The 11748-nt window shown below is 32.8% G+C and carries 12 protein-coding genes; 6 read left to right on the top strand and 6 right to left on the bottom strand.

Features of this window, described 5'->3' with window-relative positions:
* Both L866_RS08765 and L866_RS08760 read right to left on the bottom strand, forming a co-directional pair.
* On the bottom strand, positions 1 to 1869 hold a 1869-nt coding region (locus L866_RS08765; RefSeq protein WP_035446393.1), incomplete at its 3' end, for a Tle-like phospholipase domain-containing protein.
* 175 nt (positions 1870 to 2044) lie between these two features.
* A complete protein-coding gene (locus L866_RS08760) occupies positions 2045 to 2716 on the bottom strand; it encodes a B3/B4 domain-containing protein (RefSeq protein WP_035446392.1) in 672 nt (223 codons plus the stop codon).
* Positions 2717 to 2918: 202 nt separating this feature from the next.
* Between L866_RS08760 and L866_RS0107205 the strand changes: the two genes are divergently transcribed.
* Positions 2919 to 3671: a DeoR/GlpR family DNA-binding transcription regulator gene (locus tag L866_RS0107205; RefSeq protein WP_025730568.1), complete on the top strand. Its 753-nt coding sequence runs from the start codon at positions 2919 to 2921 to the stop codon at positions 3669 to 3671.
* 60 nt (positions 3672 to 3731) lie between these two features.
* On the opposite strand, the gene L866_RS0107200 is transcribed toward L866_RS0107205, so the two are convergent.
* Genes L866_RS0107200 through L866_RS0107190 form a run of 3 tightly spaced genes read right to left on the bottom strand, consistent with a single transcriptional unit; the run spans position 3732 to position 5952 of the window.
* Entirely contained in the window at positions 3732 to 5129 is a 1398-nt protein-coding gene (locus L866_RS0107200; RefSeq protein WP_025730565.1) for a PTS galactitol transporter subunit IIC, read from the bottom strand.
* A gap of 28 nt (positions 5130 to 5157) precedes the next feature.
* The gene (locus tag L866_RS0107195; protein ID WP_025730563.1) at positions 5158 to 5460 is read right to left on the bottom strand and encodes a PTS sugar transporter subunit IIB; all 303 of its coding nucleotides are present in this window, start codon (positions 5458 to 5460) and stop codon (positions 5158 to 5160) included.
* Between the two features lie 21 nt (positions 5461 to 5481).
* A complete protein-coding gene (locus tag L866_RS0107190) occupies positions 5482 to 5952 on the bottom strand; it encodes a PTS sugar transporter subunit IIA (RefSeq protein ID WP_025730561.1) in 471 nt (156 codons plus the stop codon).
* A 206-nt stretch (positions 5953 to 6158) separates the two neighbouring features.
* Between L866_RS0107190 and lacA the strand changes: the two genes are divergently transcribed.
* From lacA to lacC, 3 genes are read left to right on the top strand one after another with little or no spacing between them, the layout of a single operon-like run.
* Complete coding sequence (gene lacA / locus L866_RS0107185) at positions 6159 to 6587, top strand: galactose-6-phosphate isomerase subunit LacA (protein WP_025730559.1); 429 nt, start codon at positions 6159 to 6161, stop codon at positions 6585 to 6587.
* A 38-nt stretch (positions 6588 to 6625) separates the two neighbouring features.
* Complete coding sequence (gene lacB, locus L866_RS0107180) at positions 6626 to 7141, top strand: galactose-6-phosphate isomerase subunit LacB (protein WP_025730558.1); 516 nt, start codon at positions 6626 to 6628, stop codon at positions 7139 to 7141.
* A 33-nt stretch (positions 7142 to 7174) separates the two neighbouring features.
* Positions 7175 to 8107, top strand: coding sequence for a tagatose-6-phosphate kinase (gene lacC, locus L866_RS0107175; RefSeq protein ID WP_025730556.1), 933 nt, complete (start codon positions 7175 to 7177; stop codon positions 8105 to 8107).
* Positions 8108 to 8148: 41 nt separating this feature from the next.
* Here lacC and L866_RS0107170 read toward each other — a convergent pair whose 3' ends face one another.
* Positions 8149 to 9129, bottom strand: coding sequence for a thymidylate synthase (locus L866_RS0107170; RefSeq protein WP_025730554.1), 981 nt, complete (start codon positions 9127 to 9129; stop codon positions 8149 to 8151).
* A 189-nt stretch (positions 9130 to 9318) separates the two neighbouring features.
* On the opposite strand from L866_RS0107170, the gene L866_RS0107165 reads away from it, so the two are divergent.
* Positions 9319 to 11373 (top strand): M28 family peptidase, encoded by a 2055-nt coding sequence (locus tag L866_RS0107165; RefSeq protein WP_025730552.1) that lies wholly within the window; start codon positions 9319 to 9321, stop codon positions 11371 to 11373.
* A 118-nt stretch (positions 11374 to 11491) separates the two neighbouring features.
* A partial coding sequence (locus L866_RS0107160; RefSeq protein WP_025730549.1) for an IS256 family transposase occupies positions 11492 to 11748 on the top strand: 257 nt, incomplete at its 3' end.

Raw genomic sequence — 11748 nt, 5'->3', positions numbered from 1 at the left:
TTGATTCTTTTGATCTTGATTCTCTTGACCGTTTGTTTCTGGTTTTGGTTGATTCTTTTGATCTTGATTCTCTTGACCGTTTGTTTCTGGTTTTGAGTTGCCATTTTGAAGTGAGTCATCTGATTCCTTTTGTGGACCTTCATTCCCATTTGGATTTGAGTTTGGTTCAATATTTTCAGTATCTTTAGTATTTGCTTGTTTTTCACTTGAGCGCTCAACCATACTCCAATCAATTGGCTCTTTTACAGAATCTAATTTAATGATTAAAGGTTTTTCATTTGTGTTAATGATATTTATTGTTTGATTGTTTAAAGTCTTCTTGAGTACTACATTTTCAGATGAATCTTGGTTTAGTTTATTTTCGGGAATACTATTTGAATCAAATGGAGATGATTTTAATAGCAATTCTAGATGATCATCATATCCATCACCATCTGTATCTTTACTTAAATAGTTCGTTCCGATTCGTAATTCATCAATATCCTTAATCCCATCACCATCTGTATCTAAATCCGCATAAGGTTTATCCATACGGTATCCTGTTGAAAATAACTCTTTGTATTTTAATCCATTAGTTCTTGGGAAAAAGTTTAAACTTGTGTGGAATAAATTACTGTTCGCTAATTGTAAAAACTCAATGTTTTTATAAGGATAAATATTTGAAGCAACATCAAAAGATATTGAATATGGTTGTAATTTATGCATCAAACGATTATATCGTTTATCTGCGTTTTCCAAATAAAGTTTTTTTGATTGTTCTTTAATATTTTTGGCTACACTCACATGTTCTTTGTTCCATGTAAGATAATTCGCCGCAATCCCAGGTGCGTTAAAAACAGCTGTGTGCTTAAATTTACTATCTGACATTACTTCAGCGGAAGAAGCTAAATATTGTGCCAAATAACCACCTAGTGAATGACCTGTTAAATAATATGAATCATAATTTTGCAGTTCAGTAATTATGCTATTCAAACTTTTTACTTGGCCTGGTTGCCATCCTAGTGCAATACTTGCATCTGATTTTGCATCATTAATACTGTCTGTTCCTCGGAATGCAACGACAGCCTGCTTATTATTTTTAAAAATAGACGCTGAAAAACCGTTAGAAGGATCATTAATCTGTTTAACGAAGTCCCAATGTGGTACGATTTCTCGAATATCAGCAATTCCTTTAACTTCATCTTGATTAAATTGTTTAATTAACATATATTTTTCAGAAATCGTTTTATCATCAAGCGTTTTTTGAGACTCATCATCCTTAATTTTTTTACCTTCCTCAAATAGTCCAGTTAATTGATTTTCAGTATGATAAGCAAGTTCCATAAAAAAGCGTAAATCCCTATCGGTTACATCCCACTTTTTAGGATCATTATCATAAACATCAATAATTCCGTCCCCATCTTCATCTTTTTGATAAAATGGTTTAAAATCGAATTTTCCTTTCAAATCTTTTACACTATTTTTTAATTCTTCTATTGTTTTAGTATCAATATTTGGTCCACTTTGCTCTTGAGGTTTTATTTCATTAATTGGTACAACGTTTGGTTTGTCCAGAGCCTGAGATGATGCTTCTCGTTCATCATCGATATTAGTTGATTTAAATTTTTGCTCTTCAATATCATTATGATTCATTTCTGAATCACTATTAAACGCTTGTCCTCCATTTTGAGATGATATACTTGACGAATTGCTCGTATTGATAGTTCCAATTTCTGTTGATACATGCTCTTCATCTGCATGAATCATTTCATTTGTTGTAAACAGCGCACCAACTGCCATTGCCCCTGCTACAACATTCATTTTTCTTTTTATACTTTTTTTGTTTTTTACATTTTTATTTACTTTAAATTCTATTTCCTTATTGTCCATAATGCCTCCTCTTATATACCGTTACTAGTTTGTTTTACTATATTATACTATTTTTTTAGAGTTATCAATAAAACATTTTAATTTAAAGTGTTTTCTAATTGTTTTTTTACAATTTAAAACTATTAAAAAAAAGCAATAGTTTTATCTATTGCTTTTTGCTTTATTTAAAAGAATCTTACTTGATTATATCTATTTCATATTTCATATTTGGATTAGTATCTTCTAATCTTTTTAATATACGCTTTAATGATTCTAATCGATAGACGACATCCGTTGCTTGATTACCTTGTATAATAAACAATACATCTTTTGTTTGATCAGTTATTTTATAAAAATCTGAATCTCTAGCATCTAAATAAGCCATAACACCTTTTTGATCACGATAAATATAATCGTGTGGTCCTACTTTTTTTTCGGTCGATAAAATAGGTGTAAATACATCTTCTTTTTTTGATTGTGTGAATTCTATCGGAAATGTGATTTGATCTAAATCGTGTGCTCCAATTGACAAATATGATTGTATAGCTTCTACATTGTAAACATCAACAATACTATTAATTCGAGGGAGTCTCCCACTTCGAGCGACATTTTTAATCATTGTTTCAGCACTTGGCGGATACTTTTTTAAACTTCGACCAATTTCTTTTACTTTTTCACGATATGCATGAATGATTGGTTGTTCTCTAAGCATCTCTATATCCACTGATTCAGCATGTCTCACTGCACGTTCCACATCTAATTCAAAGTCTGGCGATAAATCGGCGTTTGGATCCACATGATATACTTTTGCCACAACAATTTGTTCTACACCTAATTGTTTTACACTTTCATCAATAATGAACTCCATTGATATCCTCCTTAATTTTATAAAAATAATTTCTTTATAATATAGCAATACTATATCTTTTAGAAAGTTGCTCTATCATTATTAAATGTTTTAGTATTTTTTAATGTTTTATTGCGTTTCGTATCATCGAAAAGAGATTTTTGTATGTTATAATTAGTTTGAATTTGTTCGTTTTATAAAAACGATTAAGAAGGAGCTAAGTATGTTAAAAGAACAACGTTTAAAAGTTATTCGTCAATTATTAGAAACAACCGGCATGATAAAAGTTAGTGATATTATGGAAAAACTAGACGTTTCAGATATGACTGTACGACGAGATTTAGATGAGCTTGAAAAATCAGGAATATTAACTCGTGTACATGGTGGTGCGCGTTTAAAAGATTTATATCGAATTGAAGAACTTTCGCATGATGAAAAGCAAATTGTAAATATTGATAAAAAACGTGCCATTGCTCGACAAGCTTCTCGACTAATAAAAAAGGATGAAACAATTTTCCTCGGTCCAGGTACAACCATTGAAATGCTAGCTGAAGAAATTTCTTTAGACTCTCTTCGTATTGTTACCAATTGTTGGCCAGTGTTTGAAAGACTAAACAAAAAAAAATCTTCCAATAGCAAAATTTATCTTTTAGGTGGAGAAATGCGTTTGAAAACCCAATCTTTTTTTGGAGAGTTAGTTAATACACCTTTGACTAACATGAAATTTCATAAAGCTTTTTTTAGTTGCAATGCACTTAACGAAAACGAAGTGATGACCTCTACTCTTGAGGAAGGACAAACACAAACATTAGCATTAGATAATTCTCTTGAAACCTATTTATTACTCGATAGTTCAAAATTAGGAAAGCGAGACTTTTGTGTGTACTATCAACTAAAAGATATTACATCTGTAATCATCGATGACGGAGCTCGCAATGTTCCTTGGTTAGATCAAGAGTCTACTTATTTTGCTTAACTATAAAAGCTCACGATAATTCGTGAGCTTTTATTATATGTATTTTGATAATATCATTTATTATTTACCTGAATATTTTTCATTACGTTTTTTCATTTCTTTTGCATACCAAACGAATATTAATAAGTATGCTACTAATGCACCAATAGCATATAACATATATTGACTTTGTCCATTTGAGGCATTACCTACTAAATATCCTAGGAATTTTTCGATTGGCCCTTCCATTGTTGTATGAGAAATTAAAGTAGATTGACTCAATCCAGCTGGGAAAGCCCCAACTTTTTTAGCTGTTTCAGTTACAAATGGAGCAATTATCGTTCCAGACCACAAGAATAATGGTAATTCAATCGCACCAATGATAATCATACGTAATAATTTTCCTCGAGTTACAACTAACAATGCAGGTGTTACACCCATTGCTATAATCCCGCCTAATGGCAATAATTTATTTCCAGGTAAAATAATTGCTTCTAATAACATAATAGGCGCTAAAATGTTAGCTGCTGCCCACATTTCGGCACGTCCAGCTATAAATGGCCAGTCTAAACCAATATTAAGCGTTCTTCCGTTAAGACGAGAACTTGCAAAATCTGCAATACCTTGTGATAAAGGTTCTACTGCTGCAATAAACCATGATCCAATGATTGAGAATAATTCCAATGCAACTGCAGCGGTGAATGCTAACGCTAAAATTTCTGTAGGTTTTTGTCCAGCAAGTAAACCTACAAAGATACCTAAATAAATACCAATAGAGAATTTTGATCCCCAAAAACCGATTTTACTATTTAATTTAGCAGCATCGAAATCATATTTATCTAACCATGGGAATAACAAGTCAAATATTTTGTCAAATACCATAACGACCGGATTCATCATATAATTCATGTGTGTTGCGGTCATTGGATTACCTTCAGGTGCATTTAATAAATCATTAAATGTTGGTTTCATTAAGTCTGAGTTAATAATTTTCAATACCCCGATAAACACAACTAACAATGTCGCAATAAATAAGTTCGCTCCTGAATAAATTGCAAATAATCCAACGATAGATAAATGCCAAATATTGAAAATATCTACATCCAATGTATCTGTAATTTTTAATACTAACATAATTGCGTTTACAATAATCATAATTAATAAGAAATATAATGTATATGGTGATCCCCAAGTGATTGTGGCAAGTGGCGCCCATCCCACATCGGTAATATTGAGTGATAAACCTGTACGTTCAACAAATGCTGTCATTGCCCCTGAAAATGCAGTTGTTAAAAAACCGATAACTGCACCAATCCCTGTTAAAGCAATACCTAATTTAATACCGCCTTCTAGAGCTTTTGTAAATTTCACACCAAAAAGCATAGCAATTAATGTAAGAATAATCGTCATTAAAGGAGCCGCACCTAATTCAAGAATCGGTTTCAAGAAAATATTTATGCCATCAATAATAGTATTCATTTTATTCCCTCCTAATCAAACCTAATTATTATTTGTCAATTGTTTTAATAATTTCTTCTAATTTGCTATACACTGGTTCAGCCATTGTTGGAATACGATATAATATTGCTCCAGCATCTACTATAGGAATATTAACTGGAAATCCAAGATCTGTTTTTGCAATTTGAGCAAAAATATCATAACGAGATAACATATCTTCGTTAATATCTTTTATCATAACTGCATCACAAGATACGTTATATCCTCTTTTAGTCATCTCTGCTTCTATCGCTGATTTAATTTGATGACTTGAGTTAACACCTGCTCCGCATGCCGCTAATATTTTTACCATTGTTCTATCTCCTTTCATTATTTAAAAATTATTACTTATAAATTCATAAATTCGTTTAGGGTCATCACTATTTAAACAACTTAGAAGTTCGTTCTTATTACTACTATTTATAAAGTCCATAATTTGCGCTAATAACCCCGCTTGTGTTTCTCCCTTCCCATTTAATATCATAAATAAAAAGGATACTTCTAATGTTTCAGATGGATCAATCATATTATTAAATAAGACAGGCTTCATTAATTTGATTGGAACGATTCTGGTTGTTTTTACATATTCCGATTCTGTATGAGGAATTGCGATATTTGGATATTCTGGATTAACTGGCCTCATATTTAACCCTGTCGGATATGAACGCTCTCTTTCAATAATTTTTTCTAAAAAACTTTCTGTAATCAAATCTTTTTTTAACAAGTCTGAAGATATTTTTTCAAATATTTCTTCTTTTGTTGATACGTTTAAAACATATGTTGTATCTTCAAAAATCACTGTTATATCCCTCCAGTCAAAAACACTAAAAGTTTGTTTTTGTTTGTTTATTCATTTCATAAATCAATTGTAAACGTTTTAAACAAACAAGTCAACTCATTTTTAAAACGTATTTAAACTTTTTTAGTTGATATTTGTTTGAAATAGTTTTAATATAGTTTTACAGATATTAAATAGTAAACAAACCAAACAAAATTAAGGAGGATTTAACTATGCGTGTAGTAATTGGAGCTGACAAAGACGGATTTGAATTAAAAAATATGATTAAAGCTCGTTTAATCGAAAGAGAATTTGACATTCTAGACCAAACAACAGAAGCAGCTGAAGATTTTGTAGAAGCAACAAAACTAGTTGCTCAACCCATTTTAGAAAATGATGATACTTTTGGCATTGTAATCGATGCTTATGGAGCTGGAAGTTTTATGACTGCTACCAAAATCAAAGGGATGGTTGTCGCTGAAGTGTCCGATGAGCGTTCTGCTTACATGACACGAGAACACAATAACGCTCGAATGATCACACTCGGTGCAAAAATTACAGGTGTAGAATTAGCATGGAATATTGTTCAAGAATTTTTAGCAGCTAAATATGATGGTGGACGTCATCAAATAAGAGTAGACATGTTAAATAAAATGGCTTAAAAATTTAATGAATTCTAGTAGAAGAAAGGATGATTTTAATGAAAATTGCAATTGGTTGTGATCATATTGTTACAGATATTAAAATGGCAGTATCAGATTTTTTGAAAAGTAAAGGCTATGATGTAGTTGATGTTGGTACTTATGATTTTACTCGTACTCATTATCCAATATTCGGTAAAAAAGTAGGAGAAGCTGTTTCAAGTGGCGAAGCAGACTTAGGAGTTGTTATTTGCGGAACTGGAGTTGGTATTACTAATTCAGTGAATAAAGTTCCGGGAATACGCGGCGCATTAGTGCGTGATATGACAACCGCTTTATATTCAAAAGAAGAATTAAATGCTAACGTTATTGGTTTTGGCGGAAAAATTACAGGTGAATTTCTAATTTGTGACATTGTAGAAGCTTTTATTAAAGCTGAGTATAAACCAACTGAAGAAAATAAAAAATTGATTGAAAAAATTAATGCAACTACTCATGCTGATTCTAAACAAAACAGCCCACATTTCTTTGATGAATTTATAGACAAATGGAATCGTGGAGAATACCACGATTAAATACGTTCTCATTTTTAAAGGAGTTAGTTGAACATGATTTTAACCATCACAATGAATCCGTCAATCGATATTGTGTATCCAATCGATCATTTATTAACAAACACTGTTAATCGAGTCAACGAAGTTTCAAAGACTGCAGGAGGTAAAGGGCTCAATGTAACACGTGTCTTACATCAAGTCGGTGCTCCCGTCACTGCTAGTGGTCTTTTAGGAGGCCACTTAGGTGAGGCTATTCGTCAAAAACTTGATAAGTGCAATATTTCTCATGATTTTTCTACTATCCAAGGAGAAACTAGAAACTGCATTGCCATTATACACGATAGACAGCAAACTGAAATTTTAGAATCCGGTCCAACTATCTCATCTGAGGAAGCATCCGGATTTCTTGAAAAATTTGAAATATTAGTGCAAGAAGCTAATGTTTTAACTATTTCTGGTAGTCTACCAAATGGCTTGCCTTCCGATTTTTATGTAAAAATGATTAACATTAGCAATCAATATAATACACCTGTCATCTTAGATGTATCTGGTAAAGCTTTAAAAGATGTATTAGAGCATTCAGAAAAACCTTTTTTAATTAAACCAAACATTGAAGAATTAGCTGCTCTTTTCAATTTAGAAAAATCACCACAAAATGACGAAATCAAACAACTATTACTTCATCCTTTATTCAAAGATATTGAATGGATTGTTGTTTCTCTAGGCAGCGAAGGAGCTATTGCAAAACACCACAATCAATTCTATCGTGTCTCAATACCTAAAATTAATGCTATTAATCCTGTTGGTAGTGGTGATTCTACCGTTGCCGGGATAGCATGGGCCATTGACAATCAGCAATCAGACGATGTATTACTTCGTCGAGGTAACACGCTAGGGATGCTGAATGCTATGGAAGAACAGACAGGTTATGTTAATATGTCTCATTTCACTGAACTATATAATCAAATTGATGTTCAAATAATTTAAAAAAGAAACTCGGTTAGATTGAATCTAATCGAGTTTTTTCTTTAAATCGCTATTGGCGCTTTAATTCCGGGATGGTATTGATAATCAATTAATTGGATATCTTCTGGCTCATATTCAAATAGTTGCTTACCTTCTGCCAGCTGAAGAGTTGGAAAAGTATATGGTGAACGGCTCAGTTGTTTCTCCATTTGCTCAAAATGATTATGGTATAAATGAACATCTCCTATAGTATGAACAAATTCCCCTACTTCTAACTGACATTCTTTTGCAATTAAGTGAGTCAATAATGCATAACTCGCAATATTAAATGGAACTCCTAAGAAAAAATCACCGCTGCGTTGATATAATTGACATGATAATTTCCCATCTGCTACATAAAATTGAACGAATGTATGACAAGGAGGCAATGCCATTTGATTAACTTCGACTGGATTCCAAGCTGAAATAATATGTCGCCGTGAATGTGGGTTGTTTTTTATCCCATCAATTAATTGGCTCAATTGATCGATTATAGTAATTTGTCCCTCATCATCCACTCCCCGCCAATGTCGCCACTGCTTACCATAAACAGGCCCTAACTCTCCAAATTTTTTTGCAAAGTGTTGATCTTCTAAAATTTTTTCACGATACATTGACATATAATAGGTATATTTATCATTAAAGGAGGCATTATTTAATCGATTATTCAATCCTACATTTAAAGTATCTTCTTTAAACTGGGTATCTATCTGCTCAAATTCTTCGGATTTTACCCAGCGTTCAAATCCCCACTCATCCCAAATATGATTATTATGTTCTAATAAATATCGTATGTTCGTATCACCTTTTATAAACCAAAGAAGTTCACTTACGATTAATCGAAAAGGGACTCTTTTCGTTGTCAACAAAGGGAACCCTTCTGATAGATCAAATCGCATTTGTGCTCCAAAGAGACTTCGTGTGCCTACACCGGTGCGATCAGACCGATTAACTCCTTCTTTTAAAATACGTTGTCCTAAATCTAAATAACTCTGCTCACTCATTTTACTCCTCCTTATTCTTACTCTCGCTTAGTATAACAGAAAGCCTTCCCTAATTCTTCTTAAGAAAGTGAATTGTTAGATGCTCGTCGAAGTGGTAAGATAACATCACATGGCTTTAGACATATTTTTAGCCGATACAAATCGAATGAATCCGTTTTAAATCATTAACTAACAGAGAGGGTGTGTAGTATGAGTACATTAAAACAATTTTTCAATCATATTGATCCATCATACGGCAAACATATTGCAGAAAAATTAACCACTTTCCGTTCTAATCCAATTCTTGGATTTCGAACAGCAGGATCTTTCACAGAACATGCTGCGGGAGAATTTTTATTACAAGAAATGCAACAATTAGGCTTACAAAATATTACCAAAGACGCCTTTCCGCTAGATGCTTGGATTTTTAAAAAAGCAACTTTGCAATTTCATGATGACAAAGAAACATTACATACGTGTCATTTAGGTGCTTACCCAATGCATTTCATAACGGACGGACTAGAATCTTTCGAACTAGTTGATATGGGTAAAGGGACGAAACAAGATTATGCCAACTATAAAGGTGATTTTAAAAATAAGTTTGTATTAATTGAAATTAATCAACGAGATGAATGGTGGATTAACTATCCGGCATACGAAGCCTACTTACAAGGGGCACGAGGTGTCATTGCGATGCAGTCTGCTTCATTTGCTGAAATTGACGAAACCGCATTAAATACTAATAATTTTAATGGTCCAAGTGATTTAACTGCCTTATCAATTAGTCAAAAAGATGGACAACTTCTAAAGACACTTATTGCTCATCAACCAAATCAAACACTTCAAATTAAACTCGATGTGTATAGCGAAATTAACACAACCAGTGGCACAGGTTATAACATTTGGGGAGAAATTCCGGGTTCAACCTCTCCCGAAGAAGTTATTTTAGTGAGTGCTCACTATGACGCTTATTATGATGGGTTCCAAGATAATGGTACAGCTGTAGGATTAATGCTAGGATTAGCTCGCACTATGATTCAAGCTAATATTCAACCCGAACGGACTATTCGATTTATCGCACTCAGCGCTGAAGAATGGGGGGCCGTCAATTCTCGCTTCGATTGGTTAATTGGCTCTTATATGCAAATTTTCAAGGTGCGACCAGAATGGCGTCAAACAATTTTGTATAACATTAATTTCGAAATGCCCGGTATTGAAAGTTTTAATACGCATTGGATGCAAGTTCCTTATGAACTACAAGACCCTTTAACTGAATGGCAACGTACTTTACCATTCAATCACATGGCTAATGCTTATTCAGAAGGCGTTAAATTCATAACACCAAATGATATATGGGCAGATGATTTTTCTTTTTCAATCGCTGGAATACCTAGTGTTCGAAACGATTTTACAGACTTCCCTTTTGGTCGCTCTGCCTATCATTCACAATTTGATTCCATCGATACTTATAATGAGGCTGCTTTTCATTTTAATCATCAATTGTATGGAGCGCTAATGTTACATTGGAGCCAAGCCACATTAGTGAATTTAAGCTTTACAACGCTGTTTAAAAAAATTAGAGAAACTTCTATTTTTTCTCAAGAGCTCATGAATACTGTAATTGAGACAGCTGAACAACTTGAGCAAGCAATTGATCAGGAGATAAAGCTACCTACACTAGCATTTGACGAACAATCCGCTTTTAATCAAGCGATTCAAGAGTTATTTCAATCAATACAAACAAGTTGGCTGACCATTAATTGGATGGATCATATTTCATTAATCCATGAGCCCTTTTTACATACGCTTCAAAAACTGAACGAATCACAGTCGTTAATAAAACAAATCATTCAAGCGATTGACAATACTCAGGCTGTTTCTTTGTGGATTAATCAGTTGATTGATATTTTAGGTGCCATTGATCATAATAGCTATGCTATTAATTTCTCTGAAGAAACATGTAAATATTTTACGGATTATGTGTTTAACCAATCTAATGACCGTCAATTTTGGGGACAAAATCTCGTTCTTTCTCCTCTAAATGTTCGACCATTCATTCAAAAATTGCAAGAGTATTCAGCTAAATCTTTTGATATCAATCAAATTCATGAATTAAATACGATGCATAATGACATTAAAGATATTTACTTCTTAATAGAAGAACAATTTAATATACTATTGCAAAAACAAAGTAAATTATTAAATCAACATGTCCTTCAATTAAATCATCTTATTTCATTATTAAATCCAACATCTATTGATTAAAAATAAAAGACTGCTTTATCGATAAAGTCCATATAATTGTGTAAAAGATAAAAGGCCATATAAAGCTCCTTTTACGGTACAATGTTTTTACCAGAAAACCTACCCAGGAGGACTTTATATGACCCAAGTACATTTTACACTGAATAGCGAAGAGGTTCAAAGCATTATTGAACATTCGGTAAAAGATGATGTGTCTAAAAACATTTTGACAACAGTGTTCAACCAGTTGATGGAAAATCAGCGAACAGAATATATCCAGGCTGATGACTATGAACGATCCGAAAGTCGTCAGAGTCAAAGAAATGGCTATTATGAACGAGACTTTACAACGCGGGTAGGCACACTTCGCTTAAAGGTGCCAAGAACGCGTGATGG

Source organism: Atopobacter phocae ATCC BAA-285, from assembly GCF_000526675.1.
GTDB classification, from domain to species: domain Bacteria; phylum Bacillota; class Bacilli; order Lactobacillales; family Aerococcaceae; genus Atopobacter; species Atopobacter phocae.
This window is presented reverse-complemented; position numbering and strand designations above follow the sequence as displayed.

Excerpts from the sequence above, each read along its gene's own strand:
- L866_RS0107200 (WP_025730565.1), bottom strand. The coding sequence starts at position 5,129 with ATGAATACTATTATTGATGGCATAAATATTTTCTTGAAACCGATTCTT.
- L866_RS08760 (WP_035446392.1), bottom strand. The coding sequence starts at position 2,716 with ATGGAGTTCATTATTGATGAAAGTGTAAAACAATTAGGTGTAGAACAA.
- L866_RS0107170 (WP_025730554.1), bottom strand. The coding sequence starts at position 9,129 with ATGAGTGAGCAGAGTTATTTAGATTTAGGACAACGTATTTTAAAAGAA.
- L866_RS0107205 (WP_025730568.1), top strand. The coding sequence starts at position 2,919 with ATGTTAAAAGAACAACGTTTAAAAGTTATTCGTCAATTATTAGAAACA.
- lacB (WP_025730558.1), top strand. The coding sequence starts at position 6,626 with ATGAAAATTGCAATTGGTTGTGATCATATTGTTACAGATATTAAAATG.
- L866_RS0107165 (WP_025730552.1), top strand. The coding sequence starts at position 9,319 with ATGAGTACATTAAAACAATTTTTCAATCATATTGATCCATCATACGGC.
- L866_RS0107195 (WP_025730563.1), bottom strand. The coding sequence starts at position 5,460 with ATGGTAAAAATATTAGCGGCATGCGGAGCAGGTGTTAACTCAAGTCAT.
- lacA (WP_025730559.1), top strand. The coding sequence starts at position 6,159 with ATGCGTGTAGTAATTGGAGCTGACAAAGACGGATTTGAATTAAAAAAT.
- lacC (WP_025730556.1), top strand. The coding sequence starts at position 7,175 with ATGATTTTAACCATCACAATGAATCCGTCAATCGATATTGTGTATCCA.